This window comes from Microbulbifer yueqingensis (assembly GCF_900100355.1).
Taxonomy (GTDB): Bacteria; Pseudomonadota; Gammaproteobacteria; order Pseudomonadales; family Cellvibrionaceae; genus Microbulbifer; species Microbulbifer yueqingensis.
Genome location: NZ_FNFH01000005.1, coordinates 133,989 through 157,991 on the forward strand (window position 1 = coordinate 133,989; position 24,003 = coordinate 157,991).

A 24,003-nucleotide genomic window follows, 5' to 3' on the forward strand; every position below is an offset into this window, starting at 1 on the left:
GCCAGGCGCCACACTGTGCCTTTTATGACAGATAGACTGCAATAAAGCATTATTTGGGATGGTAAGCCTAATTTAAACAAATCTTTAATATAGAAAGGCTAGCCATCGCCAGAATTGTAGATATAATCGCCAGCCTTCACTTACTGTCACTGCGGCCATCCCTCGCCGCCCCCAGAAGTACCATGCAACCATCGATTACACCGCCCGCCATGCCGGTCACCGAAGCGCCCGGCCCGCACCCGCTCTGTCGCCGCCGGGAACTGCTGCTGGACATCTTCGCCATGAACAGCTTTTCCTGGGCGATCGCCATCCCCATCGAACTGCTGCTGGCCGGCATGAGCCTGCAGGAGCATATCCAGGTACGGCTGCTGGCGGTGGTGTTCAACACCCTCATCGCGCGCCCCTTCAGCATCTACCGCCACTGGGTGGCGGCCCGTTTCGGTGGCCGCGGCGACCTCAACGCCTACCTGGTGGATACCTTCGTTTTCCTCAGCTTCCAGTGCCCGCTGTATGTCGGCAACATGCTGCTCGGAGGCGCCAGCTGGGCCGAGATCGCCACGGCCAGCGCCACGTTTATGGTAATTGCCGGCGCACTGGGCCGTCCCTATGGAATCTACCTCGACTGGCTGCGGCGCCTGTGGATCAACAGGCGCTCCCGCAGCATTGCGCCCATGGCCCTGAACCTGCAATGAGGCGAGTCCCGCTGGAACCGCTGAACGAGCGCCTGTCCCGGGCTGCGTGACACCAGACCACAATGGTACTGTCGTACCTCAATCTGACCGGGGGATTGCCGGGTTCCACTTGTATAGTGACTCTTTTTGCATTATGTAGTTAGAGATAAGGAGCCGTTGGGGCAGCCCCCAACGGCAAACCCGGGACCGCAGGATTTGGTCCCTGTCAACGCGAATGGTTACAAGGATGATAAATACCATTTACCGCGGTCGCCGCCGGGTGTGCGCCCCCGTGGCCGCGCTTCTCACCAGCCTTCCCGCTGCGGCTGCAGCCGCCCCGCTCATCGATGCCCTCACTGAGAGCCGTGTGGCCCTGGCCTGGCCGCTGGCACTGCTGGCCGCCCTGCTGGTGGCAGTGACCACGGCAATCCTGTTACAGAGCCAGGCTCGCCGGCAACAGCTGGAACTGGCATCGGCTTCCGAGCGGCTGGGGAATGAAAATCGCAAGCTGCACCAGCAGCTGCAGTCCCACCGCACCCAGCTCGGCAAGTTCGAACAGCAGCTGAGCGAGAGCCGCGACAGCGTTGAGCTGCTGCGCCAGCAGCGCAACGACCTCCAGGCGGTTATCGTCCACCGGCTCCAGCGCCCGCTGGAGGCGGTGCAGGGCACGCTCAACCTGCTGTTGCGGGGAGGGGATCCTGAGACCGCCGGGCTGGCGGAAATGGCCCAGCGGCAACTCGAGGGGGCCAGGCAGGCGCTCAAGCAGGTGAACCCGGGTGCCTCCGCTAACGGTGCCGGGGAACAGCCCGGCAGGGGTGACGCGCGCCATGTCTCCAGCCTGTCGGTGCTGCTGGTGGAAAATGAAGAGCAGGATTCACTGCAACCGGCCCTGGAACAGCGCGGGCACCGCGTGGTCCGCACCACCAGCGGGACCGATGGGGCCGATGCCGCGCTGCGCGAGAAGTTTGACCTGGTGCTGCTCGACTGCGACCTGCGCCCGCTGGACTGCGTCACCGTCACGCGCAAGATCCGCGCGGAACACGGCCGCGGCTTGCCGATTTTCGTGATTGTCACCGCCCTGCTGGGAGGCGAGAAGGAGCGCTACCAGGCAGAGGGGCTCACCGGCGTGCTTTCTCGACCGGTAATGGATGCCCAGCTGCAACAGCTGCTGAACTGGACTGCCCGGCGGGGGCGGCGCCAGCCACAGAGTACCGGCACCCCGGCTCAAACACGCCTGCTCAATACCGCAGTGCTCAACCGCCAGCGCGACACCCTTGGCACCGCGGTGTTTTCCGAACTGTTGCGCGGGCGTATCGCATCCCTGCCCAAACGGGTTACCTCGCTGACCAGCGCCCTGACCGGGCGCCACTGGCTGGACGCCGAGCAGCGGGCCCGGGCTGCAGCCGCAAGCTCGGAAGAGATTGGCCTGGAGGCCATTGCTGTCCGGCTGCGTTCCCTGGCGGAATCTCTGGCGGTCGATAGCGAGCGCGAATACTGCCGCCAGCAGCGCACGGAAATACTGAACCTGATGCGCTCATCCATCCAGCACCTGAAAGCCTGGCGCGACCAGAATGTGCATGCCAGCTGGGCGCTGAAGTGAAGGGAGGCCTCGCCGGACGGAGCCGCGACCGCACTTGCAAACACGCGCAGCGACCGCACTATAATGGCTCGAATTTTTCACGAGAAAAACAATGAGCGAGCAATACCCTGTCAAGAGCCCGGAAGCACGCGAGCAGTCCGGGCGCGACCTGGCCACCCTTGTCTACCTGATCCAGGCCATCAGCCTGTTCACCGCCGTGCCCTTTTTTATTGGCGTGATTATCAACTACGCCAAGCGCGGCGACGTGCGCGGCACCCTGGCTGAATCCCATTTCCGCTGGCAGATCCGCACTTTCTGGTTCAGCCTGCTGTGGATCGTGATCGGTTCACTGACCTGGTGGATCCTGGGTCTCGGCTTCCTGATCCTGGGCATTACCTGGGTGTGGATGGTGTATCGCGTGATCCGCGGCTGGCTCACCCTGGCGGACCATCGCCCGGCCTACTGATCCGCAATCAAGCCTGGGGAACCAGGGGTACACGGGCAGCCGCTCGCGTGCCCCCATTCCGCGAACCGCCCCGCCTCAGAAGCCCCCGGTCAGGGCCAGCACAAACAGGTCCGGCGGCAACTGCTGGCCATTGACCCGCAGCTCGCCTCGATCCACTTCCAGATGCATCTGCAGTTCATCGCCGTTCTGCAACAGCAGCCCGTATTCGCGCAGCGTTATCGCCTGGCCGACCAGTGGCGACTGCATGAGCGCCTGCTCGGCAGAGGTGAGGGTCATGCTGCCCACCATCGGCTGCAGCCACTGGCCCGGTGCCCGCTTCGCAGGGCGCATGCCCGCCGGCATACCCCGCCAGTCGATGTCGAGGTCCACCAGCGTGGGGCCGTTGGAGGACTGTATCGCCGCCTGCTGGCGCAACTGCAGCGGGCGACGCATGACCACCGGCCAGTCGCGCTCGGGAGCGGGAACCAGTAGCAGGGCGTGGAGGAAGTGGGCCAGGTCGGCCAGCGAGATATCCGGCAATGTCACCTGCTGCTGCAGCGAAGTCACCGGCGTCGCGGACTGTACCTGCGGCACCTGCAGGTCGCTGCGGATGTCCAGGTTGCCGCTATCGTGTACCCGGGCCTGCAACTCCAGGGTGGCGTCGCGGATTTCCAGCGGGCCGGCATCCGAGTCCGCCTTGAGCTGCGGCAGCTCCAGCGACAGTTCGCCCGACTGTCCCGGTACGAAGCGGAAGCTTCCCCGCACCGGCTCGGAAACGAATTTATCCAGCGCGAACTGCCGCCGCTGCACCGCTCCTATCGCCAGGGTACCGGCGACCGACGAACCCTGGTAATCGCTCTCCAGCACGATGCGCGCCCCCTCGAACCTGAGCTCACCACCGTTATCGCTGCGGGTGAAAGGCTCCAGTCGCACGATGTTGCGTACCTTGTTGTCGGCGCCCACCAGCGATTCCAGTACCACCGGGCTGTGGTCCAGGGGGCCGTAAATTTTCTCCAGGCGGGCGCGCAGCCCCGGCGCCAGCCGGTCCACCGCCAGCCGCGTCTCGCTGTACATCACCCCCACACGCGGGCCGCGGGCGGTGAACAGCACCGGTCCGTGCTGGATATCACTGTGCAGGCCTGTGCTGCCGTCCCGGCTGGCGAGCCGGGTGCCGGCCTCGGCGCCGAACCAGCCGCGCTGGTAAGCGGTGTTCTCGGCGCCCTGCAGCTGCGCGAACTGCTGTCGCCAGACCTCCTCCACCTGCGGGCCGATCAGGCCGGGCGCGGCCAGTGCCACCAGCAGCAGCAGGGAGGTCAGGATGAGCAGGGAGATTTTGAGGAATTTCATCGGGTGCGGAATGTCAGTGACTTTGCGCCGATGTTATCAGATTCCGGGGGCCGGCAGCGCCCGGCGGCGCCGGGCGGCGATCCCCGGTAGCCGGGGACAGGTGGCGACCAGCCCGGCAATCAACCCGAAAGGGCCCGGGCCACGCGGGAATTACTCTCGCGGCCGAGCTGCGCCGAGATAAAGTTACCGGCTTCCGCCAGTTGCTGCAGGTCGACCCCGGTGTCGATGCCGAGCCCGTTGAGCATGTAGAGCACGTCCTCGCTGGCCACGTTGCCGGAGGCCCCTCGGGCATAGGGGCAGCCGCCCAGGCCCGCGACCGCCGAGTCCACCACGGCCACACCGGCCTGCAGGGCCGCATAGATGTTGGCCAGCGCCTGGCCGTAGGTATCGTGGAAATGCACCGCCAGCTTCTCCATCGGCACCCGCGCGGCCACCGTCTCGATCATGCGCCGCGCGGCTTCCGGGGTGCCCACACCGATGGTGTCGCCGAGCGAGATCTCGTAGCAACCCATCTCCAGCAGGGCGGCACTCACTTCCGCCACCTTCTCCGGCGCAATGTCGCCCTCGTAGGGGCAACCGAGCACACAGGACACATAGCCGCGTACCGGGATGCCGTCCCTGCGCGCCTGCTCCAGCAGCGGCTGGAACCGCTCCAGGCTCTCGGCGATGGTGCAGTTGATGTTCTTGCGGGTGAAGGATTCGGACGCGGCCCCGAAGACGGCCACCTCGTCGGCGCGGGCTTCCAGCGCGCGCTCGTAGCCCTTCATGTTCGGCGTCAGCGCGCTGTAGACCGTGCCCGGACGGCGCTCGATCTGCGCCAGCACCTCTTCGCTGGCGGCCATCTGCGGCACCCACTTGGGACTCACAAAGCTGCCCGCCTCGATGACCGGCAGGCCGGCGGCACTGAGCCGGTCGATAAGCTCGACCCTGGTCGCCACGGATATTTCCTGCTTCTCGTTCTGCAGGCCATCCCGGGGGCCGACCTCGACCATCTTCACTCTTGCTGGCAGGGTCACCTTCAATCCTCCGCGACAAAATCAATCAACAGGCTGCCGCCATCCACCAGCTCGCCGGCGGCGCAGAAAAACTGCTGCACGGTACCGGCTGCGGGAGCGCGCAGGGTGTGTTCCATCTTCATCGCCTCCATCACCAGCAGGGGCTGGTCCTTGTCCACCTCGCTGCCGGGCTCCACCAGCAGGGACACGATGGTGCCGTTCATGGGTGCTTCCAGGCCCAGGGCGTGGTCGCCGCCCTCGCCGATATCCGGCGGCAGCAGCTTGTAGTCCACCTGCTCACCGTCAAGGAACACGGAGCCGCCCGCATCAGTATCGACACTGGTCAGTGTCACCCGTCGCCCATCCGGCAGGGAAATATCGTCGCCGGCCAGCAGGTGCACTTCACCCGCCTGGACTTCCCGCTCGGCCACGTCGCACTGCCAGTGCAGGCGGTCGCCGTCGACCGAGAAGCTGAGCTGGGCGTGCAGGCCGTGGTAATCGACGGTGTGGTTGCGCTGGCTGGTCAGGTTGCTGCGCCAGTTGTCCCCGGCGTGCCAGGGCGAATGCCGATCGCCCACCGGTGCGCGCTCGCGCATCTCGCGCACCTCGCGGCGGTAGGCTGCCACTGCCACGGCGGCGCATTTCAGCGGGGTCAGCTCGCGCCGGGGCTGCAGCACCTCTGCGGCGTGATCGTCGATGAAGTGGGTGGTTACCCGGCCGGCGGCAAAGTCCGGCTGGTTGATGACCCGGCGCAGGAATTCGATATTGTGGCGTACGCCGGCGATCTGGTACTCGCCCAGGGCCCGGTCGAGCTTGGCCAGCGCCTCGCGGCGGTTGCGGCCGTGACAGATCAGCTTGGCGATCATCGGGTCGTAGTGCACGCTGATCTCGTCGCCGTCACGCACGCCGGTATCCACGCGCACCGACCCGGTCTCCCGCGGCGGGCGGTGGCGCAGCAGGGTCCCGGTGGCCGGCAGGAAATCGCTGTCCGGGTCCTCGGCGTAGATGCGCACCTCCATGGCGTGGCCGTCGATCTGCAGGTCGTCCTGCTGCACAGGCAAGGGTTCACCTGCGGCCACCGCCAGCTGCCATGCAACCAGGTCCTGGCCGGTAATCATCTCGGTCACCGGGTGTTCCACCTGCAGGCGGGTGTTCATTTCCATGAAGTAGAACTCGCCGCTGGCGTCGAGCAGGAACTCCACCGTGCCCGCGCCCACATAACCGATGGCATTGGCCGCCCGCAACCCCGCCTCGCCCATCTCGCGACGCAGGTCCTCGTCCAGCCCCGGTGCCGGCGCTTCCTCGACCACCTTCTGGTGGCGGCGCTGCACGGAGCAGTCGCGCTCGAACAGGTAGACGCCGTTGCCCTGGCCATCGCAGAACACCTGGATTTCCACGTGACGGGGGCTGAGCACGTAGCGCTCCACCAGCATCAGGTCGTCGCCGAAAGCATTCCGGGCCTCGCGCTTGGCCGCTTCCAGCGCCTCGTGGAAATCCCTGGCGTCGTCCACGCGACGCATGCCCTTGCCACCGCCTCCGGCCGCGGCCTTCAGCAGCACCGGGTAACCGATGCGTTCCGCGTGAGCCGCAAGGGTCTCCGCGTCCTGGTCGTTGCCGTGATAGCCGGGAACCAGCGGCACCCCGGCCTCTTCCATGATGCGCTTGGCCGCGGACTTGGAACCCATCGCGTCGATGGCGCTGGCGGGAGGGCCGACAAAAATGATGTCCGCCTCCGCGCAGGCGCGACAGAAGTCCGCGTTCTCTGACAGGAATCCGTATCCCGGGTGGATCGCCTCGGCGCCGGTCTGCCTGGCCGCAGCGATAACCTTGTCAATATCCAGGTAGGATTCGCGCGCCGGCGCAGGGCCCAGGTGTACCGCCTCATCGGCCAGCTGCACATGCAGGGCCTCGGCATCGGCATCGGAGTAGACCGCGACGGTCGCGACGCCCAGGCGGCGTGCGGTGCGGATGACGCGGCAGGCAATCTCACCGCGATTGGCAATTAACAGTTTGCGAATCATGCTTTGCTCTTCATTCACTGTCACGGCCGGCGCACAGGGAGGCACCGGCGGTTGGTCTTGCTGAATCCAGGCTGTCAGTCGTCACCGGCCTTCATCCAGGCCGGGGCACGCTTCTCGAGAAATGCCTGCAGGCCCTCCTGCCCTTCGGGAGAGACGCGCACTGCGGCAATCAGGGCGCTGGTCTGGCCCTGCAGCTCCTCATTCACCACCCGGTTGGACATGGACATGGCCAGCTGCTTGGCCATGGTCACCGCACGCGGGCCATTGTCGGTCACCGCGTTCACCAGCTTCTGTACCGTCAGGTCCAGTTCCCCTTCAGCACAGACCTCTGACACCAGGCCGATCTCCTGCGCGCGTGCGGCGGAGAAACGCTCGGCGGTAACGAAATAGCGCCGGGCCTGGCGCGCGCCGATGGCATTGATAACGTAGGGGCTGATGGTGGCGGGGAGCAGGCCGATCTTCACCTCGGACAGACAGAAGCTGGCGCGCTCGCTGGCAACCGCCATATCACAGCAGCTCACCAGCCCCACTGCGCCACCGAAGGCCGCGCCCTGCACCCGCGCGATGGTCGGCGCGGGAAAGGTATCCAGCTTGTGCAGCATCGCCGCCAGCCCGGCAGCATCATTGCGGTTGTCCTCTTCCGAGTAGTTCGCCATCCGCTTCATCCAGTTCAGGTCGGCACCTGCGGAAAAGCTCTTGCCTTCCGATGCCAGCACCAGTACGCGGACTTCCGGCTGCTGTGACAGCCGGTCGAAGGTCTCACCCAGCTGGCGAATCAGGTCGTCGTCGAAGGCGTTGTGGATCTCCGGGCGGTTGAGGGTAACCGTGGCCACACCTTCACTATCGATCTCACTCAGCAGCTTGTCACTCATATTCAGGTCCTTGTCTCCGGGCGTGTTTCAACTTTTCCGACTGCGGCGCCGGCCGCACTTCTACGATACCAGTGGTCGCGGTGATTACATGCGGAATACGCCGAATTTGGTTTCCTCGGGCTCGCGGTGCGTGGCGGCAGCGAGACAGAGGCCGAGCACGCGCCGGGTATCCGCCGGGTCGATCACACCGTCGTCCCACAGACGGGCGGAGGCGTAATAGGGATGCCCCTGGTGTTCGTAGTCGTCGACGATCGGCTGGCGGAACGCCTTTTCCTCTTCCGCACTCCAGCTTTCGCCGCGCGCCTCCATCTGGTCGCGCTTGACCTGGGCCAGCACCCCTGCGGCCTGCTCGCCACCCATGACGGAAATACGGGCATTGGGCCACATGAACAGGAAATTCGGGTCGTAGGCCCGACCGCACATGCCGTAGTTGCCGGCACCGAAGGAACCGCCGATCAGGATAGTGATCTTGGGCACTTTCGCGGTGGCCACCGCGGTCACCATCTTCGCACCGTGCTTGGCGATACCGCCCGCCTCGTACTGCTTGCCCACCATGAAACCGGTGATGTTCTGCAGGAACACCAGCGGGATATTGCGCTGGGCGCACAACTCTATGAAGTGGGCGCCCTTCTGTGCACTCTCGGCGAACAGGATGCCATTATTGGCAACGATCCCTACCGGGTAGCCGTGGATCCGTGCGAAACCGGTCACCAGGGTGGTGCCGTAAAGAGCCTTGAACTCATCGAATTCCGAGCCGTCGACAACGCGCGCGATGATCTCGCGTACGTCATAGGGCTGACGAGAGTCCGCCGGTACCACACCGTAAATTTCCTCGGGGGGATAGATGGGTTCCACCGGTGGCTGCACGTCGAGCCCGGGCGCCTTGAGGCGGTTCAGGCGGCTGACCGAGCGGCGCGCCAGCTGCAGCGCGTGCACGTCGTTGTTGGCATAGTGGTCCGACACCCCCGACGTGCGGCAATGCACCTCGGCACCACCCAGCTCTTCGGCGGAAACCACCTCCCCGGTGGCGGCCTTTACCAGCGGCGGCCCGGCCAGGAAGATGGTGGCCTGCTCCTTCACCATGATCGATTCGTCGGCCATGGCCGGCACATAGGCACCGCCGGCAGTGCAGCTGCCCATCACCACCGCGATCTGCGGGATATTTTTTGCGGAGAGGTTCGCCTGGTTGTAGAAGATGCGACCGAAGTGTTCACGGTCAGGAAACACATCGTCCTGGCGCGGCAGGTTGGCACCACCGGAATCCACCAGGTAGATGCACGGCAGGTTGTTCTGCTCGGCGATGGCCTGCGCGCGCAGGTGTTTCTTCACCGTCAGCGGGTAATAGGTACCACCCTTTACCGTTGCGTCATTGGCCACGATCACGCAGGGCTGGCCCGACACAGTGCCGATACCGGTGATGATGCCAGCGGCTGGCACCTCCTCACCGTAGACCTCGTGCGCCGCCAGCTGGGAGAATTCCAGGAAGGGACTGCCCGGGTCCAGCAGCGCATCGATGCGGTCCCGCGGCAGCAGCTTGCCGCGGGCCAGGTGTTTCTCACGCGCGCGTTCGCCGCCGCCCCTGGCGACGGTCTCCACTTTCTCGCGCAGGTCCGCGACCAGCTTTTCCATCTGCTCGCGGTTCGCAGCAAAAGTCTCGTCGCGGGTATTCAGTTTGCTCTGTAGGTGGTTCATAAACTCTGATTCGCCTTTGCAGGGAAACCTTGTCTGACCTGTAGGAGCGGCCGCTGGCCGCTCCTACGCCATTTTTGCAATTTTGAGGGATCAACGGGTCTCGTTGAAAAGCTCGCGGCCGATCAGCATGCGGCGCACCTCGGAGGTACCGGCACCGATTTCATACAGCTTGGCATCGCGCAGCAGGCGGCCGGTAGCGTACTCGTTGATATAGCCGTTGCCGCCCAGGGTCTGGATGGCCTGCAGGGCCATCTGCGTGGCGCGCTCGGCGGTGAACAGGATCACCGCGGCGGCGTCCTTGCGAGAGTCCTCGCCGCGATCACAGGCCTGCGCCACTGCATAGAGATAGGCGCGGCTGGCGTTGAGGTCGGCGTACATGTCGGCCAGCTTGCCCTGCATCAGCTGGAACTCGCCGATGGCCTTGCCAAATTGCTTGCGCTCGTGCACGTAAGGCACCACCACGTCCAGGCAGGCCTGCATGATACCCACCGGGCCGCCGGACAGGATGGTGCGCTCGTAGTCGAGGCCACTCATCAGAACCCGCACGCCACCGTTCAGTTCGCCGAGGATATTCTCTTCCGGCACCTCACAGTCCTCGAATACCAGCTCACAGGTGTTCGAGCCGCGCATGCCGAGCTTGTCGAGTTTCTGCGCCTGGCTGAAACCGGCAAAGCTGCGCTCGACGATAAACGCTGTAATACCGCCGGAACTGATACCCGGCTCGGTGCGCGCGTAGATCACATAGGTATCGGCATCGGGGCCATTGGTGATCCACATCTTGTTGCCATTGAGGATGAAGCGGTCGCCCTTCTTTTCCGCGCGCAGCTGCAGGCTGACCACGTCGGACCCCGAGTTGGGTTCACTCATCGCCAGCGCGCCGACGTGCTCGCCGGAACAGAGCTTCGGCAGGTATTTGGCTTTCTGCTCGCGGGAGCCATTCTTGCGAATCTGGTTGACGCACAGGTTCGAGTGCGCACCGTACGACAGGCCCACCGAGGCGGACGCGCGGGAAATTTCCTCCATCGCCACCGCGTGCGCCAGGTAACCCATGTTGGAGCCGCCGAACTCCTCTTCGACGGTCATGCCCAGCAGGCCCAGTTCACCGAATTTCTTCCACATGTCGGCGGGGAACTGGTTGTCCTCGTCGATTTGTGCCGCCCGCGGTGCCAGTTCTGCCTGGCAGAACTTGTAGACCATATCGCGGAGCATATCGATCTCTTCACCGAGGCCGAAGTTGAGGGTGCGGTAGGCGGTATTCATAGCGACTCCGTGTATATCTCTCTCGTCATTGTTCTTGGGTCTGTGCCAGGGAAGCCCGGGTGCGGGCCTCCGCCTCATCCAGCTCGCCCATCAGGCTCTGGATGTCGCGCAGCTGCTGCTGCAGCTGCGCGCGCTTCTGTTCGATGTGTTGCAGCAGGCGCTGCAGCTGTTCGACATTGCCGTGTTCCGGGTCGTACATGTCGATGATTTCGCGGCTCTCATCCAGGGAGAAACCGAGTCGCTTGCCACGCAGAATCAGCATCAGCCGCACCCGGTCCTCGGGGCTGTAGATACGGGTCTGGCCGCGCCGGGCCGGGCTTAACAGGCCCTTGTCCTCGTAAAAACGGATGGCACGGGTGGTGATGCCGAATTCCCTGGCCAGGTCGGAAATGCTGTAGCTGTCCGGTTCGGGACCGCTTTCGTGTCCAGGCTGGGGCTGGGGCTGCTCGGTCTTCATAACGTCTTCCTGTCAGAACGCAGCAAGACTAGCAGAGGCTTACGTTAACGTAAACGTAAAGCAAAAGGGTAAAACCGACCGAAGGGCGGTCAGAGGTCACGGTGATAGGGGCATCAGAAGGTTCAGGCGCCCTGCAGCTGGCGCAGCTGGTTGTCGAGTAACTTCTGGTAGGTATCGTTGAGGCCGGTTACGGCGATGCCCCAGCTGGCGGAGTGGAGCTCCACCCGGCCGGTCAGCGCCGGCCCCTCGACCAGGGCCTCGTGCAGTGCCAGGTCCCGCGCCTGGCCCAGCAACTGCTCGCCACTGAAATCCGCGGGCGCCAGGTTGGCGGGTGCCACCGCTGTGGCCAGCTGCAGTCCGGAGGCGCCGGCCGCCTGCAGCTGGCGCAGCAACAGGCCGCAGCAGACGGCGCGGAATGCGGCATCGTCGCCACAGAACCCCAGCCCCTGCTGGGGGCCTGCGTGCTTCAGGGGCCGCGCATCGTAGATCCGTCCCAGCAGTGCCAGGCGCGCGCCCAGGTCCGACTGCAGCTTCTCCAGCGCAGAGCGGCTCAACTGGTTGCCCAGCTGGCTCCAGTTCAGCGGACGGATGTAGAGACCCGCGCTGACCTCCTGCTCGGGCTCCGGTTGCGGTGCCGGCCTTGTCGCCACCACCGGCGTGCGCCGGGCCGAAAGGCTACCCACCGCCAGCGCGGCGGCCGCACTCAGCGGCAGCGCGAATACCAGACTCAGCAGCAGGCTGGCCCAGGGATACTGCACGCCCTCACCGGGGCGCAGGTGCACGGTGACATTGCCGGCGATACTGTCGTGGAGTACCACCGGGGCACTTACGGACTCCCCCGCACCAATGTCGCCCGCCTGGGCGAGGGCGTTGGATTCCACATCCTCGATCGCCACACCGGAGATGACAGGCATGTCCAGCACCTTCTTCGCCAGCAGCTGCATGCTGATCCGGTCACCGGCCACAATGCTCTCGAGGCTCTGGCTGGCGAGGACCGCCGCCGCCGCCTCCGCCGTTGCCCGGTCGCGTGCGATCGCCGCATCCCGCTGGCTGCCATAATAGTTGCTCAGTGCCACGGCACAGAAGCAGGCCAGTGCCAGCCAGATCCCGGCGGCCAGCACCTGCTGGCGCAGCCTGGCCGGCATGCGGGCAAAGCGTCGTTGGATTTCTTCCTTCAGGGCGGTCATGGTGGCGAATTGCACTTTTGTGGTTCCCGGTGGGGTTATGGTTGCGATTCTACTGCCTGCGGCGGTGGATTTTAGCGAATAATGTCGCAGGGGCTATAATGCCGGCCCCTCGCAACAAGCAGCACGGAAGGAAACCATGGGCGTGACGCCGGATTATCGCGAATTTACCCTCTCCCTGGCGCAAGTGGTACAGACCCACATCGACTGCCCGCTGCGCTACCTGGAGTACCGTGAGGGCAGCGCCCGGCTGGGCCTGGAACCGGGGCCAGGGCATAGCGAGGAACTACCCCTCGATGGACCCGTCGGCAAACCATCCGACATGCCAGAGTCCCCCGCTCCGGTCACCGCCCCCTGGTGCGTCACCCTGCTTTCCCCTGCCGCCGGGCTGGGCCAGTTGCGCGCCCTGCTTGCATTCTTCGACGAACAGCAGTGGCAGGTGCGCTCGGCGGAGACCCTGTCCCGAAACCGCGACTGCACGGTGATTCGCTTCCAGCTGGACGCCCGGCTCGAATTCACCCCCGCCCGCCACGCCTGCCTGCAGCAGGCGGAGAGGCTCGGCGCGGACCTGGTGCTCCAGCCCGGCGACACGCAGCGGCCGCCGCGCCTGGCCGGCTTTGACATGGACTCGACCCTGATCGATGCCGAGGTGATCGACGAGCTGGCGAAGATCACTGGCATTGGTGAGCAGGTGTCAGCCATCACTGAAGCCGCCATGCGCGGGGAGCTGGATTTTCGCCAGAGCTTTAAAAGGCGCATGGCGCTGCTGCGCGGCTTTTCCGAGCGACGGCTGGCAGAGATTGCGCCGCAGCTGCCCATCAAGGAGGGCGCGCAGCGATTGCTGCTGGCGCTGCGTGCACTGGGTTGCAAGTCAGCCATCCTCTCCGGCGGTTTTACCTATTTCGCCCATTACCTGCAGCGGGAAAAGCTTGCCGTCGATATTGTTCACGCCAACGAACTGGAATTTGCCGACGGCGCCCTCACCGGCGAGGTAGTCGAGCCGATCGTGGACGGGCAGCGCAAACGCGAACTGCTGGGAGAGATGGCAAACGAAATGGAACTGGAGCTCGGGCAGGTGATCGCCGTGGGGGATGGGGCCAATGATATCCCCATGCTCAATCTCGGCGCGCTGGGTATCGCCATTCACCCCAAGCCGAAGGTACGCCTCGAGGCACCGCAGGCCATCACGCATTTCGGCCTGGACGCGGCGCTCTACCTGTTCGGCTTCAACGACCGGCAGCTTGCCGCACTGCTGGGGGAATAGGACCGCGCCGGCGGGTCAGCTCACCGCCACGCCGGCGTGGGGAAAGGGCAGCGAGGGCGGCTTGCCGCGCTCGAAACAAACGCGCTCGCTACAACCGGCAAACGCCAGTAATGCCGCTACAGCCAGGATCTTCAAGCAGCGCATGCCCCGCGCCTCCACCGTGGTCCAGTTACAGAGTGTGACTACTCTACTGCAGTTCCGGTTTCACGGGACAGCGGCCATGGCGGCCGATTCAACGTAAACCCCTGTCGCCGTGATGCCGGTCCCTGCCCGCCGGGCACTGCGGTGCCTGGCGGGCGCCGTGAGCCGCTCGCGTCAGCCAGCGTCCTCGCCGTAAATGATACGGCTGTTCACCTTCACGGTCAGCGGGTGGTAGCCGGGCCTGGCCTTTTCAAAGATCTCCGCCGCCATTTCCTGCTTGCCGCTTTCAACCAGGTTGCGGTACAGCGGGCGCAGGAACTTGTTGCGGCCGATCTCGGTGAGGAAGCTCTCCAGGCGTTCGAACGCTGGCTGGTAGTCGTTGCGCACCGCGATCATCAGCCAGCTGAAGGCAATCTCGTTGTTCTTCGACTGGGTCAGGTTGAAGGTGCTGTCCAGCTCTTTCAGCTGCTCGTCGCTGAGCTGCTCGGGCATACCATCGAGGAAATACTTCCACTGGTGGTAGGTCCATTCGCTGGTGTCGATCTCTTCTGCGGAGATCTCGCCATCGAGCCACTGCTGGCGCACCGGGTCGATCTTGCTGAAGGCATCAGACTGCGGGTGCGGGGCGCCCTCGGGGATGCCCGGCTCGAAGATCCATTCGCGGATGCGCTCCTCGTCGAGCTTCTCCGGGTACTCCTTCAGCAGGGTTTTCTGCAGGTAGGCGAGGAAGTCCTCGGTGGTGATGCTCTCAAACGCGAAGTTATTGAAGTAGTCCAGCAGGAACTGGTCGAAGGCCTCGCGGCCGATCTTCTGCTCCAGCTCGTACAGGAACAGGGAGCCCTTCTCGTAGGGAATATTGGAGAACACCTCGTCCGGGTCGCGGCCGCGCAGGTCGATGGCCATGATCTCGTCGCGGGCTTCCTTGTCCTCCAGGTCCGCCTGCAGGTCGTCATAGCCCAGCGCCATCTCCATGCGGTAGCGCTGGTCGCCGTAGATGTTCTGCATGATGCGGTTGGTCAGGTAAGTGGTGAAGCCCTCGTTCAGCCACAGGTCACGCCAGCTGGCGTTGGTCACCAGGTTACCGGACCAGGAGTGCGCCAGTTCGTGGGCGATCAGGGCCACCAGGCTCTTGTCGCCGGCGATGACCGTAGGCGTGATAAAGCTCAGGCGCGGGTTTTCCATACCGCCAAAGGGGAAGCTGGGCGGCAGGATCAGCAGGTCGTAACGGTCCCAGCGGTAGGGGCCGTAGACCTGTTCGGTGGCCTCGAGCATGGACTCGGTGTCCTCGAACTCTGCAGCCGCCGCGTCCAGCAGTTCCGGTTCGGCATAGACGCCGGTGCGCTCGCCCATGGGCTTGAATTCCAGGTCGCCCACTGCCAGCGCCAGCAGGTAGGAGGGGATCGGCTGGGGCATCTCAAACTCGTAGACGCCATCCTTCTCCGCGTCCGGGTCGTTGTTGGCGCTCATTACCGCGCGCAACTCCTCCGGAGTGCGGATGGTGGCCTCGTAGGTCATGCGCACCTGGGGCGAATCCTGCAGCGGCACGAAGCTGCGCGCATGGATGGCCTGAGCCTGGGTAAACAGGAACGGGTGCTCGCCGCCGGCAGTCTGCTGCGGCTCGAGCCACTGCACGCCGGAAGCGCCCGGCGAGGTCTCATACTGGATTGCCACGCGGGTGGCGTTTTTCGGCAGCTGGATTTTCAGAGGCGTACCCAGGTCCGGGTCAGTCTCGCCCAGGGAGAACTTGACCGGCTTGAGCTCAGAGCCGTGGCCCGCGCGCACCTGCTCGATCTTCAGGTCGCGGGTATCCAGCACCAGCGGCGGGTTCTTCTTTGTCAGGCGCTTGAAATCCAGGACCGCCTCACCCTCGAGCACCTTGCGCCCGAAATCCACCTTCAGGTCGAGATCAAGGTGCTCGACACGGTAGTCGCCGGTGTTGGCAAAGGAGTGGTAGTCCACACCAGACTCCGGAGCCGCCTGGGCAGCTTTTCTGGACTGGGAATCACCGACGCCGGCCGTTTCCGGCTTGCCGGTTTCGGCCTGCGCATCGACGCTGCCGTTGGCGGTGTCGTCGGACTCGGGCTCCGAGCAGCCGCCCGCCAGGGCGAGGGCACTGCAGAGTAAGGTAGTACAGAGAATGCGGGGCAACATAGGATGGCTCCAGGTCAATTCTGCTTATTGTTGCTGATGGGAAAAACCGCCACAGGATAACCAAATGCGCCCCCGGCGGGAAATTCACGCGGGGGACCGACAGAATCCTGCGGCCGATGGACAGCGCGCTGCGCGGGGGATACGCAGCGGCGTGTCAGTCAAGGCTGAAGTCGAAATCCATGTGCTCGGCGGGCGCCTGCACGTAATAGCCCTGGATATAGTCAGTACCGCTCTGCCACAGGGTAGGCAGCATGCTGGCCTGCTCCACGTGCGGGACGATAACGCGGGTATTGGCCTCGGCCAGCTGCTGCACCATGTTGACCAGGGTCTCGCTGTTCTCACCTTCGTCCTGTACTTCCTTGACGAATGAGGGATCTACCTTGGCCATGTCCACCGTCACGTGCTCGAGGGTCTTGAACGGGTTGAGGCCCGCGCCGAAGCGGCTCACTGCCACACGGCAGCCAAGCTCCCGTACCAGCTTGGTGAAATCCCGCGCTGCGTGCAGGTTGCTGTTGATATCGCCCTGGCTCACCTGGAAAGATACCGATTTCGGTGCGACCTTGGCCGCCTTGAAGGCCACCTTGAGCCAGGCCGGCAGGCCGGAATCCTTGAGCGAGGCGGCGGATATATGCAGCAGCAGGGAGACGTCCTTGCCCTTGGCGCGCTTCTCGGCGGCGGCCTTGATCGCGGTCAGGATCACCCAGCGATCCATCTTCACCGCCAGGCTGTCGTCGCCCAGCCCCTCGAGAAACGCGAGCGGAGACAACTCCTCCTTGCCGTCCATCATGCGTACCAGCACCTCGTACATCTGCTCGCCGGTGCCCTGCAGGCTCAATACCGGCTGGTAGAGCAATTTCAGGTTGCCGGCCTCCAGGGCCTGCACCACCCGCGCCCGGTGGTAGGTGTCGGCGTCGCCACCCTGGTCGGTGTCGGGCTCGTAGAGGGCAAAGCCACTGCCCTCCCCGCTTGCCTTCAGTGCCTGGTCGTGGGCCTGGAGGGCCTGGTCGAGCACTTTCTGCGCCCTGCCGGAGGCCTCGCTGAGCAGGGAAACACCGATGGACACAGTGACCTGCAGTGTCTTGCCGGCAGCATCGAAGATGGTATCGGCAATTTTCTGCATGAGTTCTTTCGCGCGATGTTCGGCGCTGTCCGGGGTGGTTTCCACCATCATCAGGCAGAAACTCTCCTCACCGTAACGAGCCACCACGTCGCCGCGCCGCACGCTGGACTGCAGCAGCTCGGCCATTTTCTTCTGCAGGGCATCGGCGCCGGCGACACCTACCGTTTTCTGTACCGTCTCCTCGAAGCGGTCCACCTCGATATACATCAGGCCACCGGTACGCTGGGTGCTGGCCGCAGACTTGATTGCCGCCTCCAGCACACGCAGGAAATGCTGGCGGTTGTACAGACCGGTCAGCGGGTCCCGACTCTTGATGTCGCTGAGCTGGGCTTCCAGCTCTTCTGTGTTGCCGGCCTTTGCGGCAATCCGGACCTGCAGGCAGGGTTCTTCATCGTAAACCGTGCTCAGCACTTCGGCCCGCACCGGCACCGGCCTGCCCGACGCAGAGCAGGCTGTGAACTTCCACTCCTGGGCCTCGACGTCGTTGTTATCGATGGCGCACTGCTTCAGGAACGCCCGCGCGTCCTCCTGCTCGCCCTCGGTAACCATGTCGATCAGTGGCTGGTATTCGATATCGTCCTTGTCCTTGTGGCCGAACCGCTCGGCAAAGGACTGGTTGGCGTAGACGATCAGGCCATCGGAGATATAGGCGATGGCGTCCTTGGAACTGTCCAGCAGCTCCTGGGCACGGGCGAGGCTGGAGTGGTAGCGGCGGTCGTGCATCCGCGCCTGCCGGCGATTGCGCAGCGCGTTGATTTCGCGCTGGATCACAAGCAGCAGGTGCTGGTCTTCGTCCACGGTGACCACGTCGCGGGCGCCGAGCTTCAGGCCCTCGACCACTGCCTGGGAGCCCTCGCGCTCGGTAAGCAGGAGCACCGGCACATCTTTCTGCAGCTTGCTGATGGTCCGCAATGCCACTGCGGGCGGGACCTGCTTGCTGCTGTCAGCCGCGATCAGCAGGTCCCAGGAACTGTCCTGCAGCAGCTTTGTCAGGGCGGCCTCGCTGGCCACATGCTGGGCCCGGTTCGGGCGGCCCGCATTGTGCAGCATGCTCACCAGGCGCTGTGCTTCGGAGGGGGTGTCGTGGATTAACAGGAGGCGGATCGTGTCGTTGCTGCTCATTTATTATGCTCTTGATACCTACAACTGCGGCCTGCGGGCAGTCAGTGCGCCGCTGCCGGGACAGGGGCAAGAGCGCTAAGTGTAGGTCGCTGCAACGGTGGCTTACAAGAGCGCCGGCTGGGCAGATCGCGGGTATGGAGAAGAAACTCACACAAATTCGAAGCGTGCCACCGTGGGCGTTGCCACCGTCTGGCGCTGCAGGGTGACGGACCTCGTCGTCCCGGCCGCAATCAGTTCGACCTCGTCGTAAGCCTTGAACAGGGGCACCGGCAATATCAGCGCCACACCATCGCCATTCCCCGCCGCCACCATCAGGGCGGGAATGGGATCCGAATGCCGCCCCGCGGAGCTGCGCCGGCGCACCTCCACCGGTGCAACGCGACGGGCGAGAAGTTCCAGCCCTGCCCGGCAATGATCCGGCCGGGTCAGCCGCCAGCGAACCACACCCACCTGCCAGCCACCCCCAACACGTACACCCACCAGCTCCCCGACCCGAAGGCGCTCGCTCACCTCGAGCGGCAACTTCAGGCCCAGGCCCCGGGAGCTGCTGTCGAAAAGTTCCGCCACCTCAGTACGGTAATGCCGCGCAGCGCGGTCCCGCGGTGCGGCACGCTCGCTTCTCAGGCTGGGGGCACTCGGCAGGCTGTCGTATTCAGCTAAAGGGCGCCCGGAACGGTAGTCGACCGAGGCAGCCTCCATGCACACCCGCTCCCCGCCCCTGTCACCCCAGCTGGACAGGAGCCCCTCGGCACTGTCCTCGCCAGCCTGGCGGCCACGCAGGTTATGCCAGGTGGCGCCGACGCCAATGGCGACGACACAGTCGCTCTCCGCGGGCCGGCGCGACTCGTCGCGGCCGGTGGCGTCGCGCCACGCTTCGCACAGCCGGTCCACAAGGGGGTCGAAGCTATTCGCCACTTGTTTTTCCAGCCGGGACATGACCGCGGCCAGGTCTATCTTCCATCCCCGCGGGGTGGCAAAGGGGGCGAAGTCGTCCGGCTGCAGCCGCACCGAGGGGATGGGTGCCCGGTCCTCCGCCAGGGAAACCAGCAGGGACATGGCCGGATCAGCATAGCTTTCCTCCAGCCGCGCCAAGCGGCTCAGCTCCTGCGTCATACGCCACAGCGCGTCCTGCTGCTCGGCATCGAGTTGCCCCGCGTTGGCGCTGATAAACATGGCTGAATGGCTGTAGGCATCGACGGCGCTGGTGCGCCCGCGCGGATGCATCGAATCGGGCACCCGTTTGTGGGCAACCTGCTGGGGCAGGCCGCGCTTCAAGAGCATGTGCATGTTGCGCCAGCAATTCTCGGGCGCCGACAGGCCGAACAGGGTGGTGATCCGCAACAGGCGGCCGCCGGCATCGATGGCACGGTGCAGGCTCCGTGCGCGTTTCTCCCGCAGCAGGAACGGCACCCCTGCCGTTTCTTCCAGCTGGACCCAGATGCCGGCATAGGCCGCCGCCAGCCTCTGCAGGAGAATCACGACCGGCCGCATGCTCTTGCGCAAACTTTCCAGCTGGGTTCCGCGCAGGGCGCTGCGCTGCATGACGATCGCATCCACACAGGCCAGTACATACTCACGCAGTAGCTCGAGCATCGGCTGGCGTGTCGCCGCCGGCGCCCGCCACTGGCCCAGCTCTTCCACCAGGCCCGAAAGCAGGGTAACCAGCCGCTGCTGGTCAGCGGGATGGTAGGGCCGGAGCTCGTACTGGCTGAGCCAGCGCTCCAGCTCACGCTCTGATGCACAACCGCAGCTGAGCGCAGGAAGCCCCCGTCCCGGAAGGCCGAGTTTGAGGGCAAAACTGGCTGGGGCGCATGCCTGCCCGGCGGGCGCGCCCTGAGTCGTTTCCTTCATTTTTGTTGGCACCCATCCATTGGATTACCGCAGTATATGAAGAGCCAAATTGGCCAAACAAGCGGGAACAGTTGCTTTTCGCGCCTAAATTGCGATACACCTCACGCAAAAATGGCCAACCCGGTCCTATTTGACCCTCACACCCGTGCTCAGAGCGGCGTTTTCGAGCCTTCTCCCGGTACTTCCCGGACCAGCCGCGGCACCAGGTACCCGGGCAGCAGCCCGCGTACCCCCTCGACCAGCGAGCGTGCGGTATCGTCATCGACCTCGAAATGTGCTGCACCGCGAACACGGTCCAGCTGGTGGAGGTAGTATGGCAGAACCCCGCAATCGAACAGGGTCTCGCCCAGTTCTGCGAGTGCAGCCACGCTATCGTTGACGCCGCGCAGCAGGACGGCCTGGTTCAGCAGCGTGACCCCCGCGTCCCGGAGCTTCCGCATTGCCGCACGGACCTCGCCGTCGATTTCATTGGCGTGATTGCAGTGCAACACCAGCACCGGCTTGAGGCGTGACTCCGCCAGCCAGTACAGCAGCTCATCGGTAATACGGCTGGGGGCCACTATGGGCAGGCGCGTGTGAACCCGCAGCTTGTCGAGGTGGGGTATCGCCGCAAGCTCACCAGCCAGCCGCGCCAGCTGGCGATCGCCCAGCACCAGGGGATCGCCGCCGCTGAGGATGACCTCGTGCAGGTCCCCCTGGGCACGAATGTAATCGAGCGCCGCCTGCAACTGCGATCGGTTGAGATGGTTATCCCCGTACGGGAATTCCCGGCGGAAGCAGTAACGGCAATTGACGGCGCACTGGCCGGCGGCGATCAGCAGCAGGCGGCCGCGGTATTTGTGGACCACGCCCGGTACGGGATTGGACTGCGCCTCCGCCAGCGGGTCGCTGCTGAATCCGGCCGGCGACTGCAACTCCGCCGCACCGGGCAGCACCTGCAGCAGCAGCGGGTCCTGCGGGTCACCGCGGCGCATGCGCCGCACGAAGGGTCGCGGTACCCGCAGGGCAAAGCCGTCGGCCGCGCGCAGCGCGGCCGGCAGTTGCGCCGGGTCCAGTCCCAGCAGCTCCACCAGCTCCGCCGGGTCAGTCACCAGGTCGGTCATCTCTTCCTGCCAGCGACGATCGGCATCCTGCCCGGCTCGTTCACGGGCAACTATTTCACTGGCGGCGGGGGCGTGCTGTATCATAGGCGGCTATTCTGTGGCGCAAAGCGCGCAAATTTTAAGCAGTTACATAAAAATTGAAAGGGCCGGGGTGACTTTTTACCCGCCCGGACAGACTGATCAGAGGAACTCATGGCTAGTTATTCCACCAACGAATTCAAGGGCGGTCTCAAGGTAATGCTGGACGGCGACCCCTGCTCCATCGTGGAGAACGAATTCGTCAAACCCGGCAAAGGGCAGGCATTCAACCGCGTGAAACTGCGCAACCTGAAAACCGGCCGGGTATGGGAGCGCACCTTCCGTTCCGGCGAGAGCCTCGAGGCCGCGGACGTCATGGACCGGGACATGGAGTACCTCTACAACGATGGCGAGTTCTACCATTTCATGGAGCCCGACACATTCGAACAGCACCAGGCCAGCGCCGATGCGGTCGGCGATGCCGCCAAGTGGCTGAAGGAACAGGATACCTGCACCGTCACCCTGTACAACGGCGCACCACTGGCAGTCACCCCGCCCAACCACGTGATCCTGGAAATCACCGACACCGACCCGGGCCTGCGCGGTGACACCGCCCAGGGTGGCAACAAGCCGGCCACCCTGTCCACCGGCGCCGTGGTCAAGGTACCGCTGTTCCTCGAGATCGGCGAGACCATCAAGGTGGACACCCGCACCGGTGAATACCTGGGCCGCGCCAAGGAAGACTGACCCCTCTCTATCCAGGGGCGGCCGCCGGCCGCTCCTGCACAATCCCGCCACGACTTATGAGCGATAACACCTGGCGCCCCACCGCTTCCATCGCCGCGCTGCAACAGCGTGCCGACCTGCTGTCCCGGGTCCGCGGGTTCTTCGCCGAGCGCCAGGTGCTGGAGGTGGAAGTGCCGGTGCTGTCCCGCCGAGCCACCAGCGACCCGCATATCGACTCCATTACCGCACTGTGTAACGGTGACGCTGCATTCCTGGCCACCAGCCCCGAGTTCGGCTTGAAAAGGTTGCTGGCCGCGGGCATGGGGGACTGCTACTACCTGGGCAAGGCGTTCCGCGAGGGTGAGGCCGGCGGCCGGCACAACCCGGAGTTCACCATGCTGGAGTGGTACCGCTGTGGCTGGGATGACCGGCGCCTGATGGGCGAGGTCGGCGACCTGCTCGGCGAGACACTTGGCATCTCCACGGTGGAATCCGTCAGTTATCGCGAACTCTTCCGGCGCCAGCTGGACCTGGACCCGCACACCGCGAGCGACTCAGCCCTGCGCAATACCGCCGAGCGGCACCTGGACCTCTCATTCACACCGGCGGACCGCGACGAATGCCTCGACCTGCTGATGAGCCATTACCTGGAGCCGCGTATGGGTGGTGGCATCACCCTGCTCTACAACTTTCCGGCCAGCCAGGCGGCGCTGGCGCGGGTGGTGGCCGATGAGACCGGCAGGCCGGTGGCGCGCCGCTTCGAAGCCTATGTGGGTGGCCTGGAGCTGGCCAACGGCTACTGGGAACTGACCGACGCGGAGGAACAACTGCGGCGCTTCCAGGCGGATCACCGCTACCGCGGCGCTCACAAGCTGCACGTTTACCCGTTCGAGGAGCGGCTGGTAGAGGCCCTGCAAGCCGGGCTGCCGGACTGCGCGGGCGTGGCACTGGGCATTGACCGCCTGTTGATGCTGGCGGGTGGTTACCGGCGAATCGAGGAAGTGATTGCCTTTCCCATCGAGCGCGCCTGAGCCGGCGCAAGACCGTCAGGGCTCGTAGCGATAGCGGCTCACCTGGCCTACGGCAAAAAACCCGGCGTCCAGGTAGGCATCCTGGCGATTCTCCGGAGTGAGCGCCACTGCGTATTTGTGGTGGCTGTGCAGGGCCTGCGCCAGCAGGTGGTGGAAGAGCGCCAGGCCAATGCCCTTGCCCTGGTGTGCCTCGACGGTCTGCAGGTCATAGATTCCCAGCGCATCGGCGGAAGCGAACAGGCACCCCGATGCCACCGCCTCGCCATCGAGTCGCGCCATGTAGTATTTCAGGCGGCTGCGCTTGTGCTCGGGGATATCTGCCAGCTTCTGGTAAAACTTGCGGATCTGCGGGGCCTCGCGGGTGCCCTCCAGGGCCCGCGCCTGCAGCTCACCATATTCCGCCAGCTGCTCGCCGCCGACAGCGACAATTTCCAGTCGGTCGCGCAGCTCGTCCGGCACTTTTTCGTCCCCGGCCAGCCGCTGGACCTCGATCGCCATGGCCACCAGGGTATCCCGGTGGACCAGCCCCAGCTCGGCCAGCTCTGCCTCGTCCATGGGCTTGCTGGCGCAGTGCCACAGCGTGAATGGGCTGTGCCGCTCCGCGAAGTAATCCACGACGAAACGCTTCAGGATCAGGGCGGGGACCACCGAGTTCGTGACCGCCTGGTTGAAGGTATATGACAGCAGCCCGCTGTCGCTGCGCACGATGCTGGTGATCTCCTTGGTGTGGTCCGGATTGATCAGCCCGGCACAGTAGCCGGCGCGCGACTCCAGGTTGCGGCAGACGAGGTTTTTGGCGCTGAGACTGTATTTCATGACTACAAGGATAGTTGCGTTTTTGGACCCACACCGCGTAACGGCCGCCCACCCGACGCGGACGGGGCGCGACCGCAATTGCGGGTATTTTAGGCGGCGGAGTAAGTGATTCCGACTGAAAACAGAACCAGCACTGG

At 64.7% G+C, this 24,003-nt stretch carries 20 protein-coding genes; 6 read left to right on the forward strand and 14 right to left on the reverse strand.

What is annotated here, in order from left to right:
* Positions 1-182: 182 nt before the first annotated feature.
* From alaE to BLT26_RS12565, 3 genes are all read left to right on the forward strand, one after another.
* On the forward strand, positions 183-692 hold the full coding sequence (gene alaE, locus BLT26_RS12555) for an L-alanine exporter AlaE (protein WP_091514770.1): 510 nt from the start codon (positions 183-185) through the stop codon (positions 690-692).
* A gap of 226 nt (positions 693-918) precedes the next feature.
* Positions 919-2,271, forward strand: a complete 1,353-nt coding sequence (locus BLT26_RS12560; RefSeq protein ID WP_175453112.1) for a response regulator — start codon at positions 919-921, stop codon at positions 2,269-2,271.
* Positions 2,272-2,362: 91 nt separating this feature from the next.
* Complete coding sequence (locus BLT26_RS12565; RefSeq protein WP_091514777.1) at positions 2,363-2,716, forward strand: DUF4870 family protein; 354 nt, start codon at positions 2,363-2,365, stop codon at positions 2,714-2,716.
* A gap of 75 nt (positions 2,717-2,791) precedes the next feature.
* Here the strand turns inward: BLT26_RS12565 and BLT26_RS12570 are convergent, their stop codons facing one another.
* From BLT26_RS12570 to BLT26_RS12605, 8 genes are all read right to left on the reverse strand, one after another.
* Positions 2,792-4,042, reverse strand: coding sequence for a DUF945 family protein (locus tag BLT26_RS12570; RefSeq protein WP_091514781.1), 1,251 nt, complete (start codon positions 4,040-4,042; stop codon positions 2,792-2,794).
* A gap of 119 nt (positions 4,043-4,161) precedes the next feature.
* Positions 4,162-5,058, reverse strand: a complete 897-nt coding sequence (locus tag BLT26_RS12575; protein ID WP_091514784.1) for a hydroxymethylglutaryl-CoA lyase — start codon at positions 5,056-5,058, stop codon at positions 4,162-4,164.
* 2 nt (positions 5,059-5,060) lie between these two features.
* Positions 5,061-7,058 carry an acetyl/propionyl/methylcrotonyl-CoA carboxylase subunit alpha gene (locus tag BLT26_RS12580; protein WP_091515236.1) on the reverse strand — a complete coding sequence of 666 codons (1,998 nt, stop codon included), beginning with the start codon at positions 7,056-7,058 and terminating at the stop codon, positions 5,061-5,063.
* A gap of 74 nt (positions 7,059-7,132) precedes the next feature.
* Positions 7,133-7,930, reverse strand: coding sequence for an enoyl-CoA hydratase/isomerase family protein (locus tag BLT26_RS12585; RefSeq protein WP_091514786.1), 798 nt, complete (start codon positions 7,928-7,930; stop codon positions 7,133-7,135).
* Between the two features lie 84 nt (positions 7,931-8,014).
* A complete protein-coding gene (locus tag BLT26_RS12590; RefSeq protein ID WP_091514790.1) occupies positions 8,015-9,622 on the reverse strand; it encodes a carboxyl transferase domain-containing protein in 1,608 nt (535 codons plus the stop codon).
* Positions 9,623-9,712: 90 nt separating this feature from the next.
* Entirely contained in the window at positions 9,713-10,882 is a 1,170-nt protein-coding gene (locus tag BLT26_RS12595) for an isovaleryl-CoA dehydrogenase (RefSeq protein ID WP_091514793.1), read from the reverse strand.
* 25 nt (positions 10,883-10,907) lie between these two features.
* Entirely contained in the window at positions 10,908-11,339 is a 432-nt protein-coding gene (locus BLT26_RS12600; protein WP_091514797.1) for a MerR family transcriptional regulator, read from the reverse strand.
* 122 nt (positions 11,340-11,461) lie between these two features.
* The gene (locus BLT26_RS12605; protein ID WP_091514800.1) at positions 11,462-12,541 is read right to left on the reverse strand and encodes a hypothetical protein; all 1,080 of its coding nucleotides are present in this window, start codon (positions 12,539-12,541) and stop codon (positions 11,462-11,464) included.
* A gap of 127 nt (positions 12,542-12,668) precedes the next feature.
* Here BLT26_RS12605 and serB point away from each other — a divergent pair, with 127 nt between their 5' ends.
* Positions 12,669-13,787 carry a phosphoserine phosphatase SerB gene (serB, locus tag BLT26_RS12610; RefSeq protein WP_245720702.1) on the forward strand — a complete coding sequence of 373 codons (1,119 nt, stop codon included), beginning with the start codon at positions 12,669-12,671 and terminating at the stop codon, positions 13,785-13,787.
* Positions 13,788-13,802: 15 nt separating this feature from the next.
* On the opposite strand, the gene BLT26_RS16695 is transcribed toward serB, so the two are convergent.
* The 5 genes from BLT26_RS16695 to epmB all read right to left on the reverse strand — a co-directional run bounded on the left by BLT26_RS16695 (position 13,803) and on the right by epmB (position 21,359).
* Positions 13,803-13,931, reverse strand: coding sequence for a hypothetical protein (locus tag BLT26_RS16695; RefSeq protein WP_281245475.1), 129 nt, complete (start codon positions 13,929-13,931; stop codon positions 13,803-13,805).
* Between the two features lie 171 nt (positions 13,932-14,102).
* Complete coding sequence (locus BLT26_RS12615) at positions 14,103-16,079, reverse strand: M1 family metallopeptidase (protein ID WP_091514806.1); 1,977 nt, start codon at positions 16,077-16,079, stop codon at positions 14,103-14,105.
* A 154-nt stretch (positions 16,080-16,233) separates the two neighbouring features.
* Positions 16,234-18,321, reverse strand: a complete 2,088-nt coding sequence (locus BLT26_RS12620) for an EAL domain-containing response regulator (protein WP_091514821.1) — start codon at positions 18,319-18,321, stop codon at positions 16,234-16,236.
* A 147-nt stretch (positions 18,322-18,468) separates the two neighbouring features.
* Positions 18,469-20,172 (reverse strand): hypothetical protein, encoded by a 1,704-nt coding sequence (locus tag BLT26_RS12625; protein WP_091514825.1) that lies wholly within the window; start codon positions 20,170-20,172, stop codon positions 18,469-18,471.
* 149 nt (positions 20,173-20,321) lie between these two features.
* The gene (gene epmB, locus BLT26_RS12630; protein ID WP_091514831.1) at positions 20,322-21,359 is read right to left on the reverse strand and encodes an EF-P beta-lysylation protein EpmB; all 1,038 of its coding nucleotides are present in this window, start codon (positions 21,357-21,359) and stop codon (positions 20,322-20,324) included.
* A gap of 108 nt (positions 21,360-21,467) precedes the next feature.
* Here epmB and efp point away from each other — a divergent pair, with 108 nt between their 5' ends.
* Both efp and epmA read left to right on the forward strand, forming a co-directional pair.
* Positions 21,468-22,040 carry an elongation factor P gene (gene efp, locus BLT26_RS12635; protein WP_091514834.1) on the forward strand — a complete coding sequence of 191 codons (573 nt, stop codon included), beginning with the start codon at positions 21,468-21,470 and terminating at the stop codon, positions 22,038-22,040.
* A gap of 56 nt (positions 22,041-22,096) precedes the next feature.
* A complete protein-coding gene (gene epmA, locus BLT26_RS12640; RefSeq protein ID WP_091514839.1) occupies positions 22,097-23,050 on the forward strand; it encodes an EF-P lysine aminoacylase EpmA in 954 nt (317 codons plus the stop codon).
* Between the two features lie 15 nt (positions 23,051-23,065).
* Here epmA and BLT26_RS12645 read toward each other — a convergent pair whose 3' ends face one another.
* The gene (locus BLT26_RS12645; RefSeq protein WP_091514843.1) at positions 23,066-23,866 is read right to left on the reverse strand and encodes a GNAT family N-acetyltransferase; all 801 of its coding nucleotides are present in this window, start codon (positions 23,864-23,866) and stop codon (positions 23,066-23,068) included.
* Positions 23,867-24,003 lie beyond the last annotated feature (137 nt).